Consider the following 24653-nt stretch of genomic DNA (forward strand, 5'->3'; position numbering starts at 1 on the left):
ATCACACCCACCACCGGTAGCGGGACGGGTTGGTGAACGTCGTGACGTACTGACCGTCGCGCCCATAGCGGGCCGTGCCGCGTTCGAGCGCTTCCGGGTCGAGTTCGACGCCGAGGCCGGGGCCGGTCGGCACGGCGATCGTGCCGCCGGCGATCGGCAGCGGACCGCCGGCGATCACGTCGTCCGCGTGGAACCAGTGCGTGACGTCGATCGGGTAGCTAAGGTGCGCGGTGGCCGCTGCGAGGTGCAGCCGGGCGGCGGTGGCGATCCCCAACTCGTGCGAACTGTGCAGCCCGAACCCAATGTTCATTCCCTCGCACAGCGCCGCGAGTTTCCGCGTCGGCCACATGCCGCCCCAGATCCGGTGGTCGCCGAGGATGACGTCCGCGGCCTGAGCGCGGAACGCGACCGGGACCTCGTCGAAGTTGCGAACACACATATTGGTCGCGAGGGGAATGGGGACGGTGGAGCGCACGCGTTGCATGCCTTCGATGCCCCACGTCGGATCCTCCATCCATTCCAGGTCCAGATCGAGCGCCCGCTGCCCGAATCGGATGCTCTCCTCCGGGGACCAGACGCCGTTCGGGTCGACGCGCAGCGCGAGGCCGTCGCCGAACTTCCGGCGCAGGGCGCGCAGCGCCCCGAGCTCCGACCCCGGGCGGTACACGCCGGCCTTCACCTTGACCGCCCCGAACCCCCATCGCGCGATCGCTTCCTCCGCAGCCCCCAGCGTCGCCGAGGCGAAGTCGGCCTCGGTGTCTTCGTGGGTGAACAGCGGCGCGCAGACGGGGACGGCGCTCCGATACCGGCCGCCGAGCAGGTCGCACACCGGCCGCCCCACGGCCTTGCCCATGATGTCCCACACCGCCATCTCGACCGCGGACATCGCGGTCGGCGTCGGCCCGTACAATCCGCGGTGCGGCCCGGGGAGGCGTTCCACGATCGCCTCGATGCGGAACGGATCCTGACCGCGGAGCGCCTCATAGGCCCGCAGGATCTCCTCCTGGGTCTCGGCGCCTCCCGGCGCCTCGCCGAGCCCGACGATGCCGTCGTCGGTACCGAGGCGTACGATGCACTTGCTCGTCCCGCTCGCCTTGGACGTGGCGGAGGACATCGTATGCGTGTACGTGATGTTGATGGGATCGATTTTCAGATCGGTGATCTTCACGTGGCTCCTCCTACAGCGTACCGCGGTCTCGCCGCGCCGGATGCGCGCGCACCGTCAGAGAGCGGTCGCGTTGCAGACATTCTCTGCCGTCGACGCGGATTCCTAAGCCTCTCACCGGAGGGCGCCCGAGGGGCGTTTTCACGCGCGCTTCAAGGATTTTCCTCGCACGCCCGCCAACTCCACTGCAGAAGGAGGGATCGCCATGATCGGCAAGACCCGGGCACTCGCCGTCGGCCTTGTCGTCCTGCTGGCCACTCCGGCTGCGGCCGTGGCGCAGTCAGACGAGTTTGTGCGCCAGGAGCGGTGGGCAAACGTGACCTGGCAGTTCCAAGACGGCTACGCGATGGGGGTCTGGGACACTGTGCAGGATCTCGCCGATTTTCCGGCCGACGTGCGGGCGTACGTTCCGTTGCTCATTCGCAAAGCCCACACATGCCTGCGCTCGATGACGCAGAGTACGGAGGTCGCAACCTTCGCATCGCGCGCGATCGCCAGAATCGCCAACCCCCAGCAGAATGTCATCTCCTCTCTCGTGTCCAGCTTCGCGGCGTGCGACGTCGTCGGCGCGCCCTCAAATTCCACGGTGGACGCCGTGGGAGGGACCTTTATGTGGAAGGGCCGCTGGGATACCGATCGCGAGTACTTCGCCCGTGAGGACCTGCACGAGGGTTACGCGTCCGGCGTCGCCGACATCGTCCGGCATTTGGACAACACGGGGAAGACACCCTCGGTGCTCGTGCGCGACATCATCGACGCCGGAAAGTGCGCGATCGTGAAGACCGTGGACGACCTGGCCAACCTGGTCGGCCCGGCGATCGACGCGCACAAGGACGATCCCTCGGCGTCGACTTCCGGGGTCATCTTCGACGCGTTCCTCGCGTGCGGGCGCACGAAGTGACCGCGCAACCCTCGGCGGAAACCGTGCGCCGCGCCTGACTCGGGGCCCCGGCCGGCGGGTCGCGGCAGCCCGCAACGACCCGCACCACATCCTAGAACGTGCCCGGCCCCCTCGAACGCGAGACTCGCGCCGACTCGTGCCACAGCCGTCTCGTGTTTCGCCACGTGAGCATGGCGTGCCTCTTGTGGCCTAACGCCATCGCCGCCAGGGATCAGGACCTTCGCGGTTTGCGCGACTTCTTCGTGCTGGTTGCTGTCCGCAACCACTCCACGGCGCCCGGTGTGGCTTGCCATACGTTTCTTAGCGCTCGAGCACAGATCATCGCCTCTTCTTCGCTGTGCGGTGCATACGACGGCGCGTCTTCGTGCGGCAGTTCCTTCCGACCCGTCAGGTAGTCCGCAACACGGTGGTTGACTCCGAGCGCCCGGCGCAGACCTGCGCGCGCAGCCGGGCTGTTACCTTCGACGCGTGCCTGGACGAACTCGGCCGGCGGGACGAGGCGATCGGTCACTTCCCTCCTTATTGCCCTGTTTACTCGGGGCTCGACCACGAAGCCGGAGCGCTCCTCGAGCAGTTCCAGGGCGAGTCGACCGTTTATGGGTGTACGGCCGGACGTTCTGGATGTACCGGTGGCGCCGCGGAAATCCGCGATCTTGGTCTCCTTCACTCGGCGCTCGCCATGCCACAAGCTGGAAGCACGACCGAATATTGCCATGGCGATCTCTTCGAGATGGCCGCCGCTCATCTCTTCCACATCGTCAATAATCATTCATTCCCAGATGGCAACAAGCGCACTGAGATCGCCACGGCACTCGTATCCTCGAGATGCACGACGTTGCGGTCCGTGCGACCAACGTAGCACTCGCGGGCACCGTCCTGGCGGTCGCTCAAGGGACCTTGCAGAAACGCGGCATCGCGGAGTTTTTCCGGAAACACTCGCGCGCCTAGGCTAGCGCCGCGCGCCGGCGTCGGGCACCTCGATCTCGGTCTCCCGTTCCGCGGATTCGACAGTCGCCGCCTGCACCTCGACCACGTGCAGCGTCCGCGCCGCCGACGTTGGCGCGTCGTGATCGTCCGCGGCGACCGCGTCCAGAAACGCGCGCAGCGACTCGACGAACGCCCCGGCGAGCCGGCCGTTCACCTCGTCGGCCGTGCGCGGACCGCCGAACACGACTCGCTCACTGTGCCGCGGCCGAAAGAGCGACAGCTCGCGCCGGTTCCCGTCGAGAAACAGTGCCCCGCCAGCTCCCATCACCTCGAGCCGGCTGTCGGCGGCCGCAGGAAACGTTTCCGGCAGGATCCAGGACGAATGCAGGCTGACCCGAACGCCCCCCTCCAGCGTCAGGAGCGCGTCGTAACCGTCCACGGTGTCCTTCCGGGACAGCGCTCCGCGATGGGCCACGGCGTAGACCCGGCGCGCGCGGCGGCCGGTCCACGAGAGGATCAGGTCGATGTCGTGGCTCGACATGAAGTGGATCGGCGTCGTGTGATCCGCCCACCCGGCGATCATGCGCTCCGGCACCCAGGCCGCGTCCCACCGGTGGGACTCGATGAAGGCGATCTCCCCGAGGACGCCGGATGCGACGAGCCGTTCGATGCGGCGGGACTCGGGCAGCCAGCGTTGGCTGTAGTTCACCATGCACACGCGGCGGCGTTCCGCGGCCCGACGGACCAGCGCGCGGGCCTCCGCCGGGTCGATGGCCAGGGGTTTCTCAACGAACACGTGCGCCCCGGCGTCGAGACACGCCGTGACCGGATCGTGGTGCGCGTGGTCCGGCGTCGCCACGGACACCGCGTCCACGCCGGCACGTAGCAGTTCCTCGAGCGATGTGAACGCGCGAGCACCGTGACGCGACGCCACGGCGTCTGCGCGCCCCCGGTCCAGATCATACACCCCAATCAAGCGGCATCCGCCAAGTTCGGCGTACGCTCTCGCGTGGCGCGCGCCCAGCAGGCCCGCACCGACGACGGCAACATTCAGCACCGTGGACCCTCCTCGTCAGGCCTCATGCTCAGACACGGATCACGTGGCCACCGGCACCCACGCTCGCGACGCGAGCGCGCGCTCGAGCGCCGCGACCACGCGCACCGCTCGGACCCCCTCGACGAGCGGGACCGGCAACGCCGTCCGTCCCCGCACCGCGTCGAGGAACGCCGAGATCTCGTCGCGCAGCGCGCCCTGCGGCGACAGCCCGGGCGGCTCGAAGAAACGCGTCGGGTCCGTGTACGTGACCCCGCCCGCGGCGTGTGCGGCGACGGAGGCGTGCGTCGATGGCACATCGAGGCAGCCGGTGGTCCCCATGACGGTGAACCCGGTCCACACGCGGCCGGCGAACGCGTCCGGCAGCGCCCAGGACGCGTCCAGCGTGGCGAGCGCACCGCCCTCCAGCACGAGGTGCGCCGCCGCCACGACAAGCGCGCCGTCGAGATCGGTCACTCCGCTTGCGGCCGCGGCCGTCACCTCGCACCCTGTGATCCAGCGCGCCAAGTCCACGTCGTGCACGGCCAGGTGCCACAGCGCCGAGATCCGTGCGCCGCGCCGCCGCCGGTCGGCCGCCGCGGCACTCCGGAACGCGCGGACGTGCAGCACCCGCCCCACCCCACCCGCGGCCACCGCCTGTCGCGCCGCCGCGTACCGGGCGTCGAACCGGAGGAGGTGGCCGACCATCGCCGGGGTCCCGGCGCGCTCGGCCGCGCGCTGAATCGCGTCTGCGTCCTCCGGCGTCGTCGCCAGCGGCTTCTCCACGAGGAGCGCCGCGCCGGCGTCCAGCGCGTCCACGGCGGGCTCCCGGTGCAGGTCGTCGGGAGTGCACACGCAGACCGCATCCGGCCGCGCCTCGGCGAGCAGCGCGCGATGGTCGGCGAACCCAGGTGCCGGGCTGATCCGGCGGGCCGCGTCGAGCGCCCGCGGGTCGGGGTCCGCGTACCCGACGATCTCGACCCCGGGGGCGACGCGGAGCACCGCCGCGTACCGCCGTCCCATGAGTCCGCAGCCAATCACCGCAGCGCGAACCGTCACGCCTTCACCGCGCCCTGGGTGATCCCCGCCATCATGTACCGCTGCGTCGCCAGGAACAGGATCGCCGGGACGATCGTGATCACGAACGCCGTGGCCATGAGCGCCGACCACTCCACGAAGTACTGCCCCATGTACGTCACCAGGCCGACGGTGCCGACCCACTTCGTCTCGGTGCTGAGAAACGTGCTCGCAAAGAAGAACTCGTTCCACCCCAGCATAAACCCGAACGTCGCCGAGGCGACCACGCCGGGGAGCGCCGAGGGCAGGATCACACGGTACAGCGCGCCGAGGCGCGTGCACCCGTCCGTCAGCGCCGCCTCGTCCAGTTCCCGCGGCACCCCGTCGAAGAATCCCTTCAACATCCACAGGCACAACGGAACGCTGAACGTCGTGGTGGCGATGACGATCCCGGTGAGCGTATCGATCAGGTGCAGGCCGCGGAACAGCACGTAGAACGGGATCGTCAGCACGGTCACCGGGATCATCTGTCCGACGAGCATCAGGAACCCCAGGGCGTCGACCGGCCGACTGCGGAATCGAGACAGGCCGTACGCGGCGTGCACGCCGAGCAGCAGCGAGCACGTCATCGTCCCGAAGGCGACGAACAGGCTGTTTGCCAACCAGTGCGCGAGCGGGTTCACCGTGAAGATGTGGGCGAAGTTGCTCCACGCCGGATGCGTGGGAAGGAATTGCGGGGGGAAGTTGAACAGGTTGCCGGGTTCGAGCGCGCTCGTGACCATCCAATAGATCGGGAACCCGACGACCACGCACACGAACGCCGTCCCCGCGTACAGGAACCCGCGGCGAGCGAGACGTCGCAGCGCCACCCTACGCCTCCTGCGCCGCGCGGAGCGTCAGCCGGTAGTAGAGCAACCCGATGCTCAACGAGATCGCAAGGACGATCGTCGCGAGCGCGGCGGCGCTGCCGAACTGGAAGTCGGAGAACGCGCGCTGGTAGACGAGGATCGCGAGCGTTTGCGTGGCGCGCGCCGGACCGCCCGCGGTCATGGTCCAGATGATGATCACCTGCCCGAGCGACCAGAACAGGAGCATCAGCAGCAGGATGTTGCGCACGTGGCGCAGGCCGGACCACGTGACGTGACGAAACCGCTGCCACCCGCTGGCGCCGTCGATGCCGGCCGCCTCGTAGAGGTCCACGGGCACCGACTGGATCCCAGCCTGGAGAAACGTGGTCGCGATCGGATACTGCCACCAGACGGTCGCGGCGAGCACGGCGTAGAGCCCGAGGCTCGGCCGGACCAACCACTGGATCGACGGGGTCGCGACGAGGTGCAGGCGCCACAGGATGTAGTTGACGGCGCCGTACTGCACTTGCAGCAGCCACCGCCACACGACCACCGCCGCGACCTGCGGCATCGCCCACGGCAGGAGCAGGATCGCGCGCGCGAGCGGCCGGCCGTGGAACCGTTCGTGCAACAGCAGGGCCGTCAACAGGCCCAGCCCGAAGGACCCCAGCAGGTTGCCGAGCGTGAACAACGCGGTGACGCGCACGGAATGCCAGAAGATCGGATCGTCCAGCAGGGCCGCGTAGTTCCCCAGACCGACAAACGGTGGGTGCGGGTCGAAGCCGGCGCCGACATTGTACAGGCTGTTGCGGATCGTCACGGCGACCGGATACACGAGCACGAACAGCGTCCACAGCACCGTGGGCGCCATCATCGCCATCGCGAAGACACGACGTTCCCGCTTCATGGGCGGTCCGCCCGCACCAGCGTGGCGCCCGCTGGGTCGGGGCACACGGACGCCGCCGCGCCCCCGCTCAGCGAACGCCGCAACGCGCTACGCGCCTAACTGCGCCCGCCCGGGGGCAGTGTCTTCGCCCACGCCTCGAGCTCCTTCTGACAGTCGTCCATCGCGACCTTGGGCGACTTCGCGCCCGACCAGATGTCGCCGACGTGGTCGATGACCTTCGTCTGCAACGTCGTCGCGACGAGCTCGTATCCGGGCGGCAGATATCCGAATCCGGTGGCGTATTTTGCGGCGAGTTCCGTGACGTACCGATATCCGGGATTCTGCCGGAGAAACGCGGACGTCGGCGCGATCGTGATCCCGGGCACCTGCACCTCGACCTCGACCCACCGCCGCTGCCACTCGTCGCTCGTCGCGAACGCGATGTAGTCCCAGACGGCCTGCTTATTCGTTTCCTTCTTGAGCATGGTGTAGAACGCACCGCCGGTGATCGCGGCGTGCGTTGGGGTGGGACAGGGCGCCATGCCGACCAGGGGGTAGAGGCTCGGACTCACCGTCTTGACCTGGCCCAGGTCCCACGGCCCGTCGAACAACATCGCGATCTTTCCCTCGGCAAACATCGTGCGGAGCTGGTACCATCCGAGACCCTTCGGGGCGAACGGGGCGTTCACGAACCGCATCATCTGCTGGAACCCCTCGACGGTCTTCGGCGCATTGCACGTGATCGACCCGTCGGTCTTGCTGAAGTCGCTGCCGTTCCCCAGCACCCACTGCATGCACGAGACGTACGCCAGGAGCATCGCGGAGGTGTCCACGTGGACCCCAAACCCGAAGACGCCGGTCGCCTTGTAGATTTTGTCTGCGGCCGTGTAGAGGTCGTCCAGGGTCTTCGGGATATCGACCTTCGCTTTTTCGAGCAGCGCCTGGTTGTAGAGCAGTCCCTGTGGGGACGCGGTCAGCGCCACGCCGTAGTTCTTGCCGTTCTTCTGCGCGAACCGCTGCAGCAGCACGAGCTTGTTCTTGAACGGCGCCTTGTCGAGCCACGGATCGAGGGGCTCGAGCAGGTCAAGGTGCATGTACTGCGGCATCTGCGTCGTGAACAGCGGGAGAATGTCGGGCACCTGGCCGCTTTGGACCTCGGTGAAGATCTTCTCCACGTACTGCCCCGCGGGGAGCTGGATCAGGTCCACCTGCGCATTCGGATGGGCCTGCGTGTACGCCGCGCTCATGTCGCGGAAGTACTTGCCGGTGCTCGGCTCGCTGAACATCCAGCTCGGATACGACAGCGTGAGCGCCGAGGCGGCCGAGGCGGCCATGGGGTCGAGGAATCCCGCCGGTCCGCGGAGCGCGGCCAGCCCCAGGCCAGCGGCGGCGGTTCGTCGCAGCAGGCTCCGGCGGCTCATCGAAGTGTTTACCCACGCAGGCGTGCGCATAAGGTCCTTCCCCCCAGTATGATCCAGCGTCGTGCCGGCGTTCGCCGGATCCTATATATACACCCCGCTATATACACCCCGCCCGTCCACAAGCCCTCCCTGCGTGCGGGCGGGGCGCCGCGCTCGGCTTGGTTCCCGGCCGACGCACGTGCGACGCCGGGCGGGCGTCGCCCTCAGGAGGTGCCGTGACGCCGACCGCCCGCTATGCGTCCCAGCCGAACTCGGCCAGCCGACCCTTGAGGCGGCGCCGCAGTCCCTCCGCGAGCGCGGGAACCTCAACGGCGCGCCGCAACCGCGCGCGCAGCTCCGCAGGGTCGTACGGGACGTCGACGAGCGTGAACAGCCCCGCGATGTCCGCAACCGAGACCCGGTGCGGATCGCGGACGACGACCTCGATCTCGTCTCCGGCGCCGACGTCGCCCTCGCGCGCCACCGCGCAGTAGAATCCGCTGCGGCCGCTCGCCAGAAACCGGTCAACGATGTCAGGGCGTCCCAGTCGGATCCCGAGTTTGTAACAGGGCATCCGCGGCTGCGTGACGACCACCTCAGCGGACCCGATCCTGAAACGGTCCCCGATATACACGGCGTCCTCCATACAGCCGGTCACCGTCAAGTTCTCACCGAACGCACCCCACGGCAGTTCGGTCCCGGGGAGCTCACGGGTCCAAAACCGGTAGTGCTCGCTCGGATACGCGTACACCGCCTTGAACGGCCCCCCGTGGGCGCGCAGATCAGCTTGGCCGTCGCCTTCGAGGTGCAGCGTACGCATCGGCACACGGCTCGGCACCGGCTGCTTGAAGATGCCGGCGAGGACCGTGCGGCCGTCCACTTCGATCTCGGTCGGCATCCCCACGTTGAGCGACACGAGCTTCACGATCCAGAGGATTCTTCGCATGCCAACGCGTTCCTGGCACACGCCCCCGCCCGGCCGCTCAACGCCACCGTGCAACGAGAAACGGTGCCCGGATCCGGGGCACCGTTTCTCGTCAGAGGACGATTCCTGGCAGGCCGCGTGTTCGCTAGGCCGCGCTCCGTCGGCCCCCCACGGCGCGAATGATCAGCAGGAGGATGACGCCGCCGATGAACGCCACCACGATCGAGGTCAGATTGAGTCCGGTCACGCCTGGGTGTCCGAGGGACTGGAAGATCCAACCCCCAATCAACGCGCCCACCACACCGACGACCAGGTCCCCGATCACCCCACCGGGCCCTTCCCCGGGGATCACGTGTTTCGCCAACCACCCCGCAACGATACCGACGATGATCCACGCGAGAATGCTCATGCCGTCGCCCCCCTCAGACGATGTCTGCACGCGGTGCACCGGCGTCAGGCTATTGCGGCACCATGCCGGCGGTCGCCGCGGGAACGGCGACGTAGGATCGCGCCGTAACCTGGACGCCAAGGCCGCTGTCGCGCAGCCGGTCGAGAAACCCGCCGCGCGTCTGGAGCACGCCTTGGAGCAACCGCTGATCGCCCACCGCGGACACGCGGAACGGCGCCACCATGCGATGGCCGTCGACCACGACGGTCGGACCCGAGGAAATGATGGAGGTTTCGGCCGTGATCCGCACGCCGTTGACCGCAACCGCTCGAGCGCCGCCGTACCACAACATCATCTCCAACAAGAGCAGATCGCTGTCCTGCACCAGGGCCTCGCTTGGGTTCTCGGCGGGCGCAAGCGCGCGCGTCGAGTCGGACAGCGTGACCTCGATGCCCGGTCCGGACACCGGCGTCAGCCCCGCCAGCACCGCTATCCGAGCCGTCTCTTGATGAGCCCACAGGGCGGACGCCCCGGCGAACCCCGCGGCGACCCAGCCGGCCACCGCCAACACCATCCACGCCGTCACGCCGGTTCGAATCCCTCTGAGCCATGACGGTAACGCCAGCCAACGCGTCCGCGAATGGACGTTCGTTGCCATCCCATTCACACCCTTTCCGCACCCAGAGAACGTGGCTCGAACGTCGTCAATTCCCGAGCCCAACCGTCCCCCGTCGGGACCGGACGCCGTCGCGCCGCCGCGAATGATGAGCACAGCCGGGGATTGAAAAGAATGGACGCGGACGCCGCAGCCGTGCCATCCCATCAGGTTGCGCACGACGCCGATCACCAAGACCTTACCCAGGCGTCCCGCAACGCAAACCACGGCGCCGGCGCGCGCCGGGCCGCAGGGACGACCTGCACGGGCACCGAAACAAGGCGCCCGTGTCGACCGTCGAGTGGATCACCTTCGATTGCTACGGGACCCTGATCGACTGGGAAGGCGGCGTCGCGGATGCCCTCGTTCCGCTGTTGCCGGTGCCGATGGAACGGCGCGCCCTCGCCGCCCGATACATCGCCGTCGAAGCCGAGGTCGAGCACGAGGCGTATCGTCCCTACCGAGAGGTGCTGACCGAAGCCAGCGCCAGGTTGATGCGGGCGCTCGGTCATCCCCTGCCGCCGGATCGGCGCCAGGTGCTGCCGGAGTCGCTGGCGCGATGGGCGCCGTTCCCCGAGGTGCCGGCAGCGCTTGAGGCCCTGCGGCGAGCCGGATACCGACTCGCGATTCTGTCGAACGTCGATCGCGATCTCCTCGCGACGTCGACCGCGCGCCTGCGCGTGACGCCTGATGCGGTCATCACCGCCGAGGACTGCGGCAGCTACAAGCCGGCGCCGGGTCACTGGGAGCGCTTTCGTGCGGAGACCGGCGCCGCCGCGGCCCGAACGGTGCACGTCGGCGCGAGCCTGTACCACGACATGGCCCCCGCGGCCGCGCTCGGATATCGCACCGTCTTCATCAACCGCCACGGCGAACCGACGCACGCGGTCCGTCCCACGCGCGAACTCCGCGACCTCTCCCGTCTCCCCGAGGTCATTGCGGCGCTGCCGGGAGCGGAGTCCGGAACGTAGCGCGTCGCGTCGAACCTGTCGCCTTGACACTCGATCGACGCCTCCAGTATGCTGGTTTCGCCGGAAAGACGCATGCCGAAGTGGCGGAATTGGCAGACGCGCTACGTTCAGGGCGTAGTGGGCGAGAGCCCGTGGGAGTTCGAGTCTCCCCTTCGGCACCATGTCATCCTCGGATACCGCATGGCACGCGCACCGGGGCGCCGGTTGGGCGCGTGCAGGAGGCCTCTGCGTTGCCGGGACACGTCGCCCCCGAGAACCTCGATACGATCGTCCTCGCCCATCTTCGCGGCTGCCCTGACGAACTGCGACGCTTCAGCAACCTGACCAAGCAGGCGCACCTCGACGGGCGCGGGGCGGTCGAGTTCTTCCTGTCGCGCCCCACAGACGCCCACTCCTTTCTGGCCACACTGTGCCGGATGGTTCGGGACGGTGAGGATATCGTCACGGTCGTCGAGGCGGCGGAGATCCTGAACGTCTCGCCCACCACCCTGCTCGACCCGGATCGCGCGGGTGTGCTCCCTGTGCCGCTCGTCGGCGAGGGTCGATATCGAATCTGGCGCCGCGCGGACATGACCGCAGCGCGCGTACGACGCGACGGCCAGGGGGCGTAGCGCGAGCGTGGCCCGGCTCGTCCTCTTGGTTCGCTGCAGCGCCTGCGGGCGCGAGTTCGACACAGGCATCCGGATGGCCACTCGGAACTTCACCAAGGCAACGTTCGCGGCAAACTACCACGCGTGTCCCCACTGCGGACAACGGGGAACATATCGGAAGGAGGATTACGTGACGCGCACGGACGCCGCGGCAAACACTCCGCCGCCCGCGCCGCGGTAGTCGGCCCGGCAGCGCGCGGCTTGCCCCGGCGTTCCGCCGGGACGTATAATTAAGCCGTTACTGGCTACCCCCCGCTGGTCGACGTGCACGCGCGATGGCGTTGCAAACCCCGAGAGGAGGGACGATTCATGGCGAAGTTCGAGGCCAAGAAGTTCCGCTCGTTTGAGGTCGAGCTGAACGGCATCAGCAAGAAAACGATGGAGGAGCACTACAAGCTTTATCAAGGGTACGTGGGCAAGTCGAACGAGATTCTCGACCGCCTCGCCGGCGGCGGGGTGGATCTCTCGAAGGCCAACCCCACATACTCGGAGCTCCGCGAGTTGAAGGTGGAGCTGTCCCGCGCTCTCGGGGGCGTGAAGAATCACGAGCTTTACTTCGAACACCTCGGCGGCAAGGGCGGCAAACCGTCTGGCAAGCTGTTGGGTCTGATCGAGAAGGCGTACGGGTCCTTCGACGCGTGGAAGGCCGACATGAAGGCGACCGCCATCGCCGCGCGCGGGTGGGCGTGGACCGCGTACGACTTCGATACGAGCCAGGTCTTCAACTTCATCGGCGACGAGCAGAATACGTACCCGGTCTGGAACTGCGGGCTGCTCGTGGCGCTCGACTGCTTCGAGCACGCCTACTTCATCGATTACGGCACGGGCAAAGCCTCGTACATCGACAAGTTTTTCGACAACCTGGACTGGGACGTCGTCGCCAAGCGCGCGGAGATGTTCGGTATCCTCAAGTAGTCCGGTCGCGACCGGACCGTGCGCGGACCCGGGGACGTACGCCCCCGGGTCCGCGCCGCGTCTGGGGATGCGCACGAGGAGGAGGTTTCCACCGTGCACCGAAGCGGAGCGTCGCGATGGAGATGCCGTTCACGAAGATCTGCCCAGAATGCCAGGAAGAGATGGAACTCATCACGGCCGACGAGATCGGCGAGGTCCTCGTGTATGAGTGCCCCGAGTGTGGCTATCAGGAGGAAACCCGCGTCGAGCGCGAGGACGGCGACGAGCTCGACGGCACTCAACCGGCGGACGTGCTCGAGTTCCTAGACGACACCGACGACGACGCGGACGAACTGCCCGACCCCGACGAAGCCGAGTAACGAACCGCTCCGCCAACCACCGTCATCTCCACCTGAGTCTCCGGCAGTTCGTCGGGGGTGCCCGCGAGCGGATCGCGGGACAGGGCGACGAAGTCGGCGAGGTACCCCGGCAGGAGCTTCCCCTTGATGCGCTCCTCGCCGGCGGCATAGGCCGGCCCCTCCGTGTACGCCGCGATCGCTTCTTCGATGGTCAGACGCTCCTCGGGATACCACGCCGGCCGGGCCGGCTCGTCGCGCCGCTTGCGCGTCGCCACGGCATAGATCCCCGCGAATACGTCCGGCGTTTCGACCGGCGCGTCCGATCCGAACGTCAGGTGCGTCCCGCACCGCAGGAGCGAGCGGAACGCGTAGGCGTACCGGCTCCGCGCCCCCCAGTAGCGGTCGCCGATGTCACGGTCCTGGGTACAGTGGATCGGCTGCATCGACGCCACGACGCCGAGCGCCGCCAGGCGCGGCAGATCGTCGGGGTGGAGCAACTGCACATGCTCGATGCGGTGCCGCAACCCCCAGCGCGCCGAGTCGGCGCGCGCGGCCTCGATCGCGTCGAGCACGCACCGGTTGGCGCGGTCGCCGATCGCGTGCACGACCGCGGCGATCCCGTGCGCGGCGGCGGTACCGACAAGCGTCCGGAGCTGGTCTGCGGTACGCACCACGACGCCGCGGTTCCCCGGCTGGCTCTCATACGGTTCGAGCATGCTCGCGGTCTGCGAGCCGAGCGCCCCGTCGGAGAAGATCTTGACGCCGCCCAGGCGGAGCGTGGCGTCGCCGAAGCCGCTCCGCAGCCCCACTTTGATCGCCGCCTCGAGCGATTCCTCCGGAATCATCATGCACACGCGCACGCCGAGCGCGCCCCGCGCGCGCAAACGCTGGCACGCCGCGAGGACGTCGCCCCCCTCCACCACGTGCACGCTTGCGACGCCGGCCCGATGCAGCACCTCCGACGCGTCCCGGATCGCCTCCTCGACCGCCTCAGGAGACGGGCGCCCGGCGAGCGCAAGCAGCGGATGGGTCGCCCGCTCCGCCAGCAACCCCGAGGGCTCGCCGGTTTCGGCGTCGCGCACGATCGTGCCGCCCTCGGGATCCGGGGTGTCGCGCGTGATCCCGGCAAGCGCAAGCGCCGCAGAGTTGACCCAGGCGGTGTGGCCGTCTTTGCTGCGCAGCGCGACGGGACGCGCGCCGGTCACCGGGTCGAGGTCGTCGCGCCGCGGGAACCGACCCTCCGGCCAGAGGTTCTTGTCCCAGCCGCCGCCCAGGATCCACTGCCCGGGGCGGGCGTCGTTCGCCGCGGCCGCGACGCGGGCGACCGCCTCCCGGAGCGAGCGGCACGACCGGAGATCGACGTGCCGGAGCGACAGGCCGAACCCCGCGATGTGGATGTGGCTGTCGGTGAACGCGGGCAGCACCGTGCGGCCATCGAGCGGGATCCTGGCGAAATGTGGGAACCTGGCGCGGAGATCCTGCACCTCCCCGACCGCGGCGACCCGCTCGCCCTCGACCGCGAGCGCCGCGGCGTCGGGTCCGCCCGCAACGGTGGTATAGATCCGACCGCCTTCGAACAGCACGCCAGCCGTCTCGCGCTCCGTCACCTCAGACCCGCCTCCCCGGCGCGGCCGCCGCCGTCCGGACCGTGCGGCCGCAGGCCCCGCAGCGTGTTCACCAACTCCACCGCGGCGAGCGCCGCGTCCTCGCCCTTGTTCCCGTGGGCGCCGCCGCTCCGATCCTCGGCCTGCGCGAGCGTCTCCGTCGTCAACACCCCGAGCGTGACCGGGAGGCGCCCGTCCAACGCGACCCGGTTGAGGCCGACCGCTGCGCCGAGGGCCACGTAGCGATCGTGTGTCGTCTCGCCCCGGATGACGCACCCGAGACACACCACCGCGTCGTACCGTCCTGACTGCGCCAGCGCCTGGGCGACCACCGGCAGGTCAAACGCACCGGGCGCCCAGGCCACGTCGACCGCGTCATCGGCGACGCCGCAGCGCCGGAGCGCGTCGCGGGCGCCGGTGAGGAGGCGGCGCGTGACGTGCTCATTGAACCGGCTGACGGCGATGCCGACGCGCAACCCGCTGCCGTCGTACCGCCCCCGCTCCGGCATCGTGGCGTCCGTCACTCCAGGTGCAACAGGTGGCCGAGCTTGTGCCGTTTCGTCGCCAGGTACCGGTAGTTCTCCGGGTTCGGCGGGGTCTCGATGGCCACGCGCTCGACGACCTCGATCCCGTACCCCTCCAGCCCGACGCGCTTCGCCGGATTGTTGGTCAACAGCCGGATGCGGCGGAGCCCGAGGTCGGCGAGGATCTGGGCGCCGACGCCGTAGTCGCGTGGATCGGGCGCGAACCCGAGCAGTTCGTTCGCCTCGACGGTGTCTTTGCCGGCGTCCTGCAGGGCGTAGGCGCGGATCTTGTTGGTGAGGCCGATGCCGCGTCCCTCTTGCCGGATGTAGACGAGCACCCCCCGTCCCTCCCGGTTGATCCGCTCGAGCGCGATCCGCAGCTGATCGCCGCAGTCGCACCGGAGCGACCCGAACACCTCACCGGTCAGGCACTCCGAGTGCATGCGCACCAGCACGGGGGACTCCCCGCTGAGATCCCCTCGCGTCACGGCGAGATGGCTCGCACCGTCGAGGGTGTTCTCGTACACGACGGCCGCGAACTCGCCGAACTTTGTGGGCAGACGTGTGGTGCCCTCGCGCCGGACGAACCGGTCGCGGAGCAGCCGGTACCGAATGAGGTCCCGCACCGAGATCAGCGGCAGCCCGTGCCGGGCCGCGAGCTCAACGAGCTCGGGCAACCGCGCCATCGTGCCGTCGTCGCTCATAATCTCGCACAACACGCCGGCGGGTTGGAGCCCCGCAAGCGTCGCGAGGTCCACCGCCGCCTCGGTGTGCCCGGCGCGCCGCAGCACCCCGCCCGGGGTCGCCCGCAGCGGGAAGACGTGCCCGGGACGCGAGAGGTCTTCGGGCCGCGTCGCGGGATCCACGAGCGCACGGACCGTCGCCGCGCGATCGTGGGCGGAAATCCCGGTGGTGATCTTGTCGCGCGCGCCCACCGACACGGTGAACGCGGTGCCTTGGTGGGAGGTGTTGCGGGACACCATCTGCGGCAGGTCGAGGGCTTCCAACCGCTGCGCGCTCAGCGGCACGGTGACGAGCCCGCGGCCGTGCTTGAGCATGAAGTTGATCGCCTCGGGGGTCACCCGCTCGGCGGCAATCAGCAGATCGCCCTCGTTCTCCCGCTCCTCGTCGTCCACCACGATCACGGTGCCGCCCTCGCGGACCCGCGCGATCGCCTCGTCGACGGTCGCAAACACGCTGGCGGTCTGTGGGTGCCCGGCCATTACGCACCACGCTCCTCGGAGGACGTGCCTTCGCGGACCCCGGTGTACGCGCCGACGAGCCGTTCGACGTACTTGGCCAGGACGTCCACCTCGAGGTTCACGTACGCGTCCGTCCGTAGCTGCCCCAACGTCGTGACCGCGCAGGTGTGGGGGATCAACGACACGCCGAAGCGCCCCGCGCCCGTCGACGCGACGGTCAGGCTCACGCCGTCCACCGTGATCGACCCCTTTTCCACGACATACCGGGCAAGCGCGTCGGGGACGGCGATCTCGACCCACCACCCCTGCCCTTCCTGCCGGCGCTCGAGCACACGGCCGATGCCGTCGACGTGTCCCTGCACGAGGTGCCCGCCGAGCCGGTCGCCGACGGCGAGCGGCCGTTCCAGGTTGACGCGGACGCCGGACCGCAGCTGTCCGAGCGTCGTCCGGCGCAGCGTCTCCGCGCCGAGGTCCGCCTCGAACAGCGGACCGCCGGTGCGCGTGATGGTCACGCAGACGCCGTTGACGGCGATGCTGTCGCCGACGCGCGCACCGTCGAGAAAGGCGCCCGCCTCCACCACGAGCCGCGCGGCGCCGTCGCTCGGGACGACCGCCCGGACGATGCCCGCCGTCTCGACGATCCCGGTGAACATGCTCACGCCCCCTTCTGCGTCTCGCCGGCCGGTGATGCCGGCGCGACGTACCCCTCGATCACCACGTCCTCGCCGACCAGCCGGACGCCGGTACGCACCAGACGCCGCGCCTGCGCGAGCGCCTCGACGCCGTGCCCGCCGACCGGTCCCGGAGCCGGTCCGCCCACCAGCGTCGGCGCGACAAACGCCACGACCTTGTCGATGAGGCCCGCGTCCGCGAACGCACCGAGCACGGTGCCGCCCCCCTCGACGAGCAGGCTGAGCACCCCACGGCGCGCCAGCTCCCGCAAGAGCGCTACGAGATCCACGCGTCCGTCCGCCCCAGCGGCGCTCACGACCTCGACGCCCATCGCCTCGAGCGCCCGCCGGGTGTTCGGACGCCCGCGGTCCGTCGTCGCTACCACCACGGGTGTGCCGTCGCGTGCGAACACGCGGGCACCAAGAGAGATGCGCAGGGTGCTGTCGAGGACGATGCGCCGCGGGTTCCGCACGGCCGCGGGCGTCCGCGCGGTCAGGACGGGGTCGTCGCGGAGCACGGTCCCGATGCCGACGAGGATCGCGTCGGACGCCGCCCGTAGCTCGTGCGCCAGCGCCCGCGACGCCTCGCCCGAGATCCACTGCGATTCGCCGGACCGGGTCGCGATCCGACCGTCGAGCGTCATCGCCCACTTCGCGGTGACGAAGGGCAGGCCGGTGGTCCGGTGCTTCACGTAGGCCTCGTTGAGCACCGTGGCCTCGCGCTCTGCGACGCCGACGCGGGTCTCGACCCCGGCTTCGGCCAGCCGGCGCAGCCCGCGGCCACCCATCCGATGATCGGGATCAGGCATCGCCGCCACGACACGCCGAATCCCCGCGCTGATGATCGCCTCCGTGCACGGTGGCGTGCGCCCCCAGTGCACGCACGGCTCCAGCGTCACGTACAGTGTCGCGCCTCTGGCGCGCGACCCCGCCTCTCGAAGCGCGAACACCTCCGCGTGCGGATCGCCGAGACGGGGATGATATCCGGTCCCCACGACCTCGTCGCCGGCAACCACCACGGCGCCGACCATGGGATTGGGACTGGTCGCCCCCGCGCCCCGCCGCGCAAGGCGGAGCGCCTCGCGCATGTACCGTTCCTCGCTCTGCACGTCCGTCGCCAACGAAAACACCCCGAGGCAAATGTCACCCTCGGGGCAAAAAAGTGGCGCACATCCACAACGCCTTCTCCATCCGGACTGTACCGTCGGCTCTGGACTCTCACCAGATCCTGCGACTCCGCGGTAACGCGGACCCGCTCGCGGGCTGTACCGCCGATCGGGAATTGCCGGCCGCACGGCCGGCTCACCCTGCCCCGAAGGCTTTCAGATCTATGCGATTGTCCACAGAATCATAGCATGCGGTGCGGGGTGGCGCAATCGACCGATCTGACTCCTACTGCGCGAGCGACGGATCAGCTACCTCAACTCCCGACGCTGCACCGGCCCAATTCGGATCTGGACCGAGCTTGGGGCGTTCGGGCTCAGCTGTCCCGGACGTTCCCAGGGGCGGGCAAGTCCGGCGCCTCCTCCGCAAGATCTCCCACCGTCCCGCCGGTCGCGCGCACCAGGTCGTCCGGTGCGATCGCGAACACCGTGTTCGCCGTCCCCGCGGCCGCGTACACGACCGGATGCGCAAGCAGCGCCCGATCGAGGTACACTGGAAGCGACGTGGCGTGGCCAAGCGGCGGCACGCCGCCGATGCTGAACCCGGTCGCGTCCCTGGTCGTCTTCGCGGTCGCTTTCTCCACCCGCGACGCACCCGCAAGGCCAGCCACCTTGCGCACGTCCACACGGTTCGCGCCGGACGCAAGCACCAGGATCGGACGCTCATCGGCGAGGAACACGAGCGACTTCACGATCTGCGCCACGGAGGTGCCCACGGCGCGCGCGGCGTCGTGGGCGGTGCGGGTACCGGCCGGGTACTCGAGAATCTCGAGCGGGAGACGGCGCTCCGCCAGCGCTGTGCGCACGCGCTCGACCGCGGCGTCCGCTCCACTCGAGCCGGGCGGCGGAGCGCCCGCATCATTCGGGACGGTCACTTGGACGCGGAGAAGCTCTTCACGTACAGGATCAGCAGCCATCGCTGCTGCGGGGTCAACGAGCCTTCCCACGGCGGCATCGCGGACCCGGCGGCGCTGAACGGCGGAACGCTGCCGCCCTTCGTCACCCGCCAGAAGTAGTAGCCATCCGGCAACTTCGCGTGGATCGGAGTGCGGAAGTCAGCTGGCTTCGGGTTCAGCGCGGACGCGGCCGGACCGTCCCCCGCCCCAGCGGCGCCGTGACACGGCGCGCAGTTGGCGTTGAACAGCTGCTTCGCGCTGGAGAGGTTCGCGGGCGTCGCCGTCAGCGGGTCCTTCATGCTCGCATACTCCGCGGGCGGTTCCGGCCTGGACGCGTTCGGGTTCTTCGGATAGTCGGTGGTCGCCGCCAGCGCGGGACCGGTGAACGGCGCGGACGACACCTGTGCGGTGGGCCCTGACGGCTGCTGCGGGTGTGTCCGCATCGAGAGTATCTGCCGTCCCGTACAGGCCGTTAGCCCGAGGCACGCCAGCAAGAACGCCCCGGCGAGGAGCGCACGGGAAGACATGTCCCACCCCCGAACAACAACAAAGGATTGGCACGCGCGACCGTCGCGACAGAAAATGCCCTGGCGCTCTCCTTATCCGACGGCGCCGGATTTCCCTGCGCCCCCGCCGCGGGTGGCGCGCCAGCACGGCGCCCGTCTACCGCGGCGCCTGCAGCAACCGGTCGAGGCGGGTGGTCACCGCGCGCTCGGCGTCCGGCCCGACGAACCCTCCGACCTCGGCGTCGCGGACGACGCCGTCGGGACCGACGAACACCGTCGTCGGCAGCCCGAAGATCCCATAGAGGCGAAGCGGCCGGTCGTCCCGCGCGATCACCAGCGGGTAGTCCACGTGGTAGCGCAGCGCGAAGCCGCGCGCCGCGTTGGCGTCGTCCTCCGCGTCCACGCCCACGAACACGACGCCGCGGGGTCCGTAGGTCTGGTGCAGGCGCACGAGGAGCGGCGTCTCGGCCTGACACGGCCCGCACCACGACGCCCAGAAGTTGAGCACAACCGGTCGGCCTCGGAAACTGCGCAGGTCGAGCACCCCCCCGCCCCCGAGCCGTTCCAGCGCGAGGGCGGGCGCGGGCTTTCCCAGGAGCGACGACGCCGGCAGGGACCCGGACGGCCGGGTGGCGCGCAACAGCGCCTCCGTCCCGGTCCACACGGCCACCACGAGCACGCCGATCGCGGCGCCGATGAGCGCGCTCCACAGCAACGGCGACCGGCGCATTCGCTGCCGCCAGGACACCATGCCGCCCATCACCGGTCAGTAGGCGCGCGCGTAGTACACGACCTGCGTCGCGGGCGCGCCGCACGCGAGACACGGGCCGGTCGCAGGATCGTCCGTCACCACGCGGGGTGAGGCACCGCTCACCTGACGCAACCGCCCCTCGCACATCGCCGCGTCACACGACTGCACGCGCACGAACCCGCGCCGTTGCGCGACCGCCTCCGCCAGTTCGTCCGTAGTCGCCGCCGAGACGATGTGCGCGTCGAGATACGCCTTCGCCCGGCGGAACAGCTCCACTCCGTGCTCGGTCAACGCCGCCGCGACCGCCTCCACGATCCCGTCGAGCGGCACGGCGCGCTTCGCTCCCCCGATCCGCGGGACCAGCATCGCCTGCCGTTGCGCGAGGTCTCGCGGGCCGAGCTCCACCCGCACCGGCACGCCCCGCATCTCCCAATCGTTGAACTTGTACCCCGGCGTGACCTCGGTGCGGGCGTCCATGCGCACGCGCACGCCTGCGGCCTCGAGCCGCGCGGCCAGATCCCGCGCCTCCTGCAGCACCGCGTCGCGGTCCTTGCCGCTGAGAATCGGCACGATCACGACCTGGAACGGCGCGACGCGGGGGGGCAGCACAAGCCCGCGGTCGTCGCCATGAACCATGATCAGCCCGCCGAGCAGGCGCCAGCTGGCGCCCCAGGACGTCGTGTGGACATGCTTCTCCGTGTTGTCGCTGTCGAGAAACTTGATGTCGAACGCGCGCGCAAAGTTCTGGCCGAGGTTGTGCGAGGTGCCGGACTGCAGCGCCTGTCCGTCAGGCATCAGCGCCTCGATGGTGTACGAGCGCACCGCGCCGGGGAACTTCTCGCTCTCTGGCTTCCGCCCCGACAGCACCGGGATCGCGAGGTCGGTCTCGACGAAGTCGCGGTACACCTCGAGCATCTGACGCGCCTCGGCTTCTCCTTCCTCGGCAGTGCGGTGCGCGGTGTGGCCCTCCTGCCAGAGGAACTCCATCGTCCGCAGGAACGGCCGTGTCGCCTTCTCCCACCGCACCACGTTGTTCCACAGATTGATCAGCACCGGCAGATCGCGGTACGACCGGATCCAGCGCGCGTACATATGCCCGACGATCGTCTCGGACGTCGGCCGCACGCCGAGCGGCTCGGCCAGTTCCTCGCCGCCGCCGCGCGTGACCCACGCGATCTCTGGCGCGAAGCCCTCGACGTGCTCAGCTTCGCGCGCGAAGAACCCCTGCGGAATGAAGAGCGGGAAGTAGGCGTTGGTGTGCCCGGTCGCCTTGAAGCGGCGGTCGAGGCCGTGCTGCATCAGCTCCCAGATCGTGTACCCGTACGGCCGGACGACGATGCAACCGCGCACCGGGGCGTAGTCGGCAAGCTCGGCCTTCAGCACGACGGCGGTGTACCAATCGGAGAACTCCGCGTCCTTCGGAGGGATTTCCTTGACGTACCCGCTCTCCTCGAACGGTTGTCCTGCGGCCCGCCGCGACATCCTCCGCCTCCCATCGCCCGAGGGTCTCCACGGAGCGCGCCCGGCGCGACGCGCCGGGGCCGGCAACGGAGGAGCCTCCGCGTCCCGGGGACGGGAGGCCCCTCTCGTTGCGACGCCATTCTAGCACGGTCGCTCGGCGACCGTCAAACGACGCTCGCTCCCCATCCCGCGGCCGGATCGGCCGCTCGCGGGGCGACCGCTACGGCTTCTCGATCGGAGCGCCGACCAAGCTGCCCCACTCGGTCCAGGAGCCGTCGTAGTTGCGCACGTTCGGATAGCCGAGCAGCTTCGCCAACGTGAACCACGTCAGCGATGAACGCTCGCCGATCCGGCAGTACGCGATGACCTCTTTGTCGGGCGTAATCCCCTTCGCCTCGTAGAGGGCGCGGAGTTCCTCGGGCGACTTGAACGTGCCGTCCTCGCGCACGTTCTGCCCCCACGGAATGTGCTGAGCGCCCGGAATGTGGCCGCCGCGCTGTGCGCCCTCCTGCGGATACGCCGGCATCGCGATCAGCTCGCCGCTATACTCTTGCGGGCTCCGGACGTCCACGAGTGCGACGCCCTTCCCGAGCTTCGAGAGCACCTGATCCCGGAACGCGCGGATGCTCACATCGGCGTCTTTCGCGCGGAACGTCGCGCGCGGATGCGCAGGCACGTCGGTCACGATCGGGCGCCCCTCCGCGATCCACTTCGCGCGGCCGCCGTTCAGGATGCGCGCGCGCTCCACGCCGTAGATCGAGAGCAGCCAGAACGTGTACGTCGCGAACCAGTTGTTCTTGTCGCCGTAGAGCACCACGGTGGTGTCGTTCCCGATGCCGTGCGCCCCGAGCAGCGCCTCGACTTGGGCCTTGTCGATCCAGTCGCGCCGAATCCCGTCCTGCAGCTGCGACTTCCAGTTGAAGTGCACCGCCCCCGGGATGTGTCCCTGATCGTACAAGGTGAGGTCTTCCGACACCTCCACGACCCGGACTTTGGGATCTTTCAGATGTTCGCTTAGCCAGGGTGTCTCGACGAGCACCTCGGGATGAGCGTAGGAAGCTGGCATTGGCGTCCTCCCTCTCCATGATGATGTGTCGCGCAGGCCGCCCGCACAACGGCACAGCGATCCCCTCGGGGAGCGGAGGCCAAGCGGTCAGGAGCCTTCGGCGGGAACCACGCGGTCAGGGGGAACCGTCCCCAGCGAGGGCGAGCGTGGCCTCCGCTTCGGACAGATGCATTGCCGCGGGACGTAAGGCGTGCGAGCGAACCTCATGACAATCCCACAAGTAGCACGCGCGTCAGCGCCTGTCAAGGCCATCGGCGTCCGTACTTCATGCGCGGCCCGAGCGACGCACAATTCGGCACGCCGCCATGCCTGTTCTCGAACACAAGCGCGATGCCGAGATCCTGGCCAGGACCACGGGACGGTCGGGCCAACGCGTCGATTCGTCCGCCTTTGCCGGACACGGGAATGTTCGTCCGGCCTTTGCGCGCGGACTTCCATTTCGTCCTTCCCGTACTCCCGTTTCTCGCGCGCCCGGCGGACACCGGTCACCCCGACGTCATGCCGCGCGCCCGGGGTGTTCCGATCAATGCGCGGGACGGGTGACGCCCTGCTGGGACCGCCACGGTGGTGGCGATATGGCGATGGCATCGTTCGCGTAGGCCCGCAGGTACTGGAACGACACAAATCCATACCCGGCGTTGCCGAAGTTTGTCCCCATGCTATTGCGAAAGATGAAATATCCGCCGCCGGGGAACAAACGTGACTCGCGAAAACCGACGAGGTCGATAGAATGACCATCGTACATCGGATTCAGCGCCGGATTCGAGTTCGAGTTGGCGCTGCGGGGATAATCCTTCAGCAGCGGTACGCCGTCGACGTTCACGGTGGCGAAGTTGGTGAGCCACCAGATCCCCGTGGCCACCGGACGGCCGGAGCGGAGCGTCGCGAGCACATGTTGCAACTCCGCGGGGGTCATCCCCTTCGTGTCGTCCCAGACCTTGAGGGTCGTGAACGGATACCGTACCGGAAACATCGCCTTCGCCGCGGCAATCGTCACGGCGCTCGGCGTCACGGGACGTTTGGGATTGTACGCCGCCCGGTAGGGCATGCTCGCGCTTGTGGCGATCGCCCATACCCGATACCCTCTGATGAACTTCGTGAAGAACCCGCCGTCGCTGGCCTCGCCCGTTGCCTTGTTGCCGGCCCAGTTGAGGTACTCCTCCGACAGGGCGTCTGCGCCGCCATGCGCGCCCGTCATGCCGGCTCGCTGATACTCGATCAAAAAGGTCGTGGCGAAGACCGTGCATGTCCCGCGATTCCCCTGGTCGCGAATCTGCAATCCGCGGCTCCTGATCTTGGGCCGAAGATCGACCTCCGGCAGGTGACCAGGAGCAAAATGTTCGATGAAGCTGATATGAATCGACGGCGCGGGCCGCCACGCGGGGTTCGGGAATGGACCTGCAGCGGTTACCCAAGGCGGGATCGACACCGTCTCAACGAGCAACCAGAAGAACGCACAGACGAGGACCCAAGCAAGCGACTTCGTCACGCGCGCCTCCCGGCAACCGCCTCTGCCGCAGGTTCGGTACCTGTTGCGCGTATCCTGCCGCGCCCGGACGCCGATCGCCCACAAGGCCCCACACCTTGCCTCGGAGGTAGGTATGCCATGACGTGGTTCAGGACGACGCGAATCTAGGCGGCGGGGAACGTGGTCTCATGCGCGGCAGAAGGTCGCTGCCCCTGCACGGAATGATCGCCAGCTGTCACACGAGACGCTTCGTTGGCATGTCCTGCGCCTCAGTTCTGATCCGCGCGCGCCTTTAGCGGGATGGGAGATAACCCCCCCGAAA

At 68.9% G+C, this 24653-nt stretch carries 27 protein-coding genes, 1 tRNA gene and 1 riboswitch; of the genes, 7 read left to right on the forward strand and 21 right to left on the reverse strand.

Annotated features, from left to right (window positions below):
• Position 1: 1 nt before the first annotated feature.
• Positions 2-1168, reverse strand: coding sequence for an enolase C-terminal domain-like protein (locus VKZ50_14110; protein HLJ60855.1), 1167 nt, complete (start codon positions 1166-1168; stop codon positions 2-4).
• 202 nt (positions 1169-1370) lie between these two features.
• On the opposite strand from VKZ50_14110, the gene VKZ50_14115 reads away from it, so the two are divergent.
• Positions 1371-2066 (forward strand): hypothetical protein, encoded by a 696-nt coding sequence (locus VKZ50_14115; protein HLJ60856.1) that lies wholly within the window; start codon positions 1371-1373, stop codon positions 2064-2066.
• 211 nt (positions 2067-2277) lie between these two features.
• Here the strand turns inward: VKZ50_14115 and VKZ50_14120 are convergent, their stop codons facing one another.
• Positions 2278-2835, reverse strand: a complete 558-nt coding sequence (locus VKZ50_14120; protein ID HLJ60857.1) for a hypothetical protein — start codon at positions 2833-2835, stop codon at positions 2278-2280.
• On the opposite strand from VKZ50_14120, the gene VKZ50_14125 reads away from it, so the two are divergent.
• A complete protein-coding gene (locus VKZ50_14125; GenBank protein ID HLJ60858.1) occupies positions 2746-2925 on the forward strand; it encodes a Fic family protein in 180 nt (59 codons plus the stop codon). The genes VKZ50_14120 and VKZ50_14125 overlap by 90 nt on opposite strands.
• Positions 2926-3015: 90 nt before the next feature.
• Here the strand turns inward: VKZ50_14125 and VKZ50_14130 are convergent, their stop codons facing one another.
• From VKZ50_14130 to VKZ50_14165, 8 genes are all read right to left on the reverse strand, one after another.
• Complete coding sequence (locus VKZ50_14130) at positions 3016-4050, reverse strand: Gfo/Idh/MocA family oxidoreductase (protein ID HLJ60859.1); 1035 nt, start codon at positions 4048-4050, stop codon at positions 3016-3018.
• A 39-nt stretch (positions 4051-4089) separates the two neighbouring features.
• The gene (locus tag VKZ50_14135) at positions 4090-5085 is read right to left on the reverse strand and encodes a Gfo/Idh/MocA family oxidoreductase (GenBank protein HLJ60860.1); all 996 of its coding nucleotides are present in this window, start codon (positions 5083-5085) and stop codon (positions 4090-4092) included.
• On the reverse strand, positions 5082-5912 hold the full coding sequence (locus VKZ50_14140; protein ID HLJ60861.1) for a carbohydrate ABC transporter permease: 831 nt from the start codon (positions 5910-5912) through the stop codon (positions 5082-5084). Before VKZ50_14140 ends, VKZ50_14135 begins: the two co-directional genes overlap by 4 nt.
• A gap of 1 nt (position 5913) precedes the next feature.
• Complete coding sequence (locus VKZ50_14145) at positions 5914-6798, reverse strand: sugar ABC transporter permease (protein HLJ60862.1); 885 nt, start codon at positions 6796-6798, stop codon at positions 5914-5916.
• Positions 6799-6893: 95 nt separating this feature from the next.
• Positions 6894-8198, reverse strand: a complete 1305-nt coding sequence (locus tag VKZ50_14150) for a sugar ABC transporter substrate-binding protein (protein ID HLJ60863.1) — start codon at positions 8196-8198, stop codon at positions 6894-6896.
• Between the two features lie 232 nt (positions 8199-8430).
• Entirely contained in the window at positions 8431-9123 is a 693-nt protein-coding gene (locus VKZ50_14155; protein ID HLJ60864.1) for an MOSC domain-containing protein, read from the reverse strand.
• A gap of 124 nt (positions 9124-9247) precedes the next feature.
• Positions 9248-9511: a GlsB/YeaQ/YmgE family stress response membrane protein gene (locus tag VKZ50_14160; protein ID HLJ60865.1), complete on the reverse strand. Its 264-nt coding sequence runs from the start codon at positions 9509-9511 to the stop codon at positions 9248-9250.
• 49 nt (positions 9512-9560) lie between these two features.
• On the reverse strand, positions 9561-10076 hold the full coding sequence (locus VKZ50_14165; protein ID HLJ60866.1) for a DUF881 domain-containing protein: 516 nt from the start codon (positions 10074-10076) through the stop codon (positions 9561-9563).
• Between the two features lie 356 nt (positions 10077-10432).
• Here VKZ50_14165 and VKZ50_14170 point away from each other — a divergent pair, with 356 nt between their 5' ends.
• From VKZ50_14170 to VKZ50_14190, 5 genes are all read left to right on the forward strand, one after another.
• On the forward strand, positions 10433-11116 hold the full coding sequence (locus VKZ50_14170) for an HAD-IA family hydrolase (GenBank protein HLJ60867.1): 684 nt from the start codon (positions 10433-10435) through the stop codon (positions 11114-11116).
• 74 nt (positions 11117-11190) lie between these two features.
• A tRNA-Leu gene (locus VKZ50_14175) sits at positions 11191-11277 on the forward strand.
• Positions 11278-11346: 69 nt separating this feature from the next.
• A complete protein-coding gene (locus tag VKZ50_14180; GenBank protein ID HLJ60868.1) occupies positions 11347-11727 on the forward strand; it encodes a hypothetical protein in 381 nt (126 codons plus the stop codon).
• 348 nt (positions 11728-12075) lie between these two features.
• Positions 12076-12681, forward strand: a complete 606-nt coding sequence (locus VKZ50_14185) for a Fe-Mn family superoxide dismutase (GenBank protein ID HLJ60869.1) — start codon at positions 12076-12078, stop codon at positions 12679-12681.
• 116 nt (positions 12682-12797) lie between these two features.
• Positions 12798-13040 (forward strand): zf-TFIIB domain-containing protein, encoded by a 243-nt coding sequence (locus tag VKZ50_14190; protein HLJ60870.1) that lies wholly within the window; start codon positions 12798-12800, stop codon positions 13038-13040.
• On the opposite strand, the gene VKZ50_14195 is transcribed toward VKZ50_14190, so the two are convergent.
• The 11 genes from VKZ50_14195 to VKZ50_14245 all read right to left on the reverse strand — a co-directional run bounded on the left by VKZ50_14195 (position 12959) and on the right by VKZ50_14245 (position 24352).
• Positions 12959-14626 (reverse strand): amidohydrolase, encoded by a 1668-nt coding sequence (locus VKZ50_14195; protein HLJ60871.1) that lies wholly within the window; start codon positions 14624-14626, stop codon positions 12959-12961. The genes VKZ50_14190 and VKZ50_14195 overlap by 82 nt on opposite strands.
• A complete protein-coding gene (ribH, locus tag VKZ50_14200) occupies positions 14623-15132 on the reverse strand; it encodes a 6,7-dimethyl-8-ribityllumazine synthase (protein ID HLJ60872.1) in 510 nt (169 codons plus the stop codon). Before ribH ends, VKZ50_14195 begins: the two co-directional genes overlap by 4 nt.
• A gap of 11 nt (positions 15133-15143) precedes the next feature.
• On the reverse strand, positions 15144-16370 hold the full coding sequence (locus tag VKZ50_14205; protein HLJ60873.1) for a bifunctional 3,4-dihydroxy-2-butanone-4-phosphate synthase/GTP cyclohydrolase II: 1227 nt from the start codon (positions 16368-16370) through the stop codon (positions 15144-15146).
• Positions 16370-17002, reverse strand: coding sequence for a riboflavin synthase (locus VKZ50_14210; GenBank protein ID HLJ60874.1), 633 nt, complete (start codon positions 17000-17002; stop codon positions 16370-16372). The genes VKZ50_14205 and VKZ50_14210 overlap by 1 nt, the downstream gene beginning before the upstream one ends.
• 2 nt (positions 17003-17004) lie before the next feature.
• Positions 17005-18141: a bifunctional diaminohydroxyphosphoribosylaminopyrimidine deaminase/5-amino-6-(5-phosphoribosylamino)uracil reductase RibD gene (gene ribD / locus VKZ50_14215; protein HLJ60875.1), complete on the reverse strand. Its 1137-nt coding sequence runs from the start codon at positions 18139-18141 to the stop codon at positions 17005-17007.
• A 55-nt stretch (positions 18142-18196) separates the two neighbouring features.
• Positions 18197-18344, reverse strand: a riboswitch (FMN riboswitch).
• 156 nt (positions 18345-18500) lie between these two features.
• Positions 18501-18989, reverse strand: coding sequence for a YbaK/EbsC family protein (locus tag VKZ50_14220; protein ID HLJ60876.1), 489 nt, complete (start codon positions 18987-18989; stop codon positions 18501-18503).
• A gap of 65 nt (positions 18990-19054) precedes the next feature.
• The gene (locus tag VKZ50_14225) at positions 19055-19606 is read right to left on the reverse strand and encodes a cytochrome c (GenBank protein ID HLJ60877.1); all 552 of its coding nucleotides are present in this window, start codon (positions 19604-19606) and stop codon (positions 19055-19057) included.
• Between the two features lie 136 nt (positions 19607-19742).
• On the reverse strand, positions 19743-20336 hold the full coding sequence (locus tag VKZ50_14230) for a TlpA disulfide reductase family protein (protein HLJ60878.1): 594 nt from the start codon (positions 20334-20336) through the stop codon (positions 19743-19745).
• A gap of 15 nt (positions 20337-20351) precedes the next feature.
• Complete coding sequence (gene proS / locus VKZ50_14235) at positions 20352-21818, reverse strand: proline--tRNA ligase (protein ID HLJ60879.1); 1467 nt, start codon at positions 21816-21818, stop codon at positions 20352-20354.
• Between the two features lie 199 nt (positions 21819-22017).
• The gene (locus VKZ50_14240; protein ID HLJ60880.1) at positions 22018-22863 is read right to left on the reverse strand and encodes a sulfurtransferase; all 846 of its coding nucleotides are present in this window, start codon (positions 22861-22863) and stop codon (positions 22018-22020) included.
• Positions 22864-23386: 523 nt separating this feature from the next.
• Positions 23387-24352: a C1 family peptidase gene (locus tag VKZ50_14245; GenBank protein HLJ60881.1), complete on the reverse strand. Its 966-nt coding sequence runs from the start codon at positions 24350-24352 to the stop codon at positions 23387-23389.
• Positions 24353-24653: the final 301 nt, after the last annotated feature.

The sequence above is a fragment of the bacterium genome (genome assembly GCA_035295165.1).
Lineage (GTDB): Bacteria > Sysuimicrobiota > Sysuimicrobiia > Sysuimicrobiales > Segetimicrobiaceae > JAJPIA01.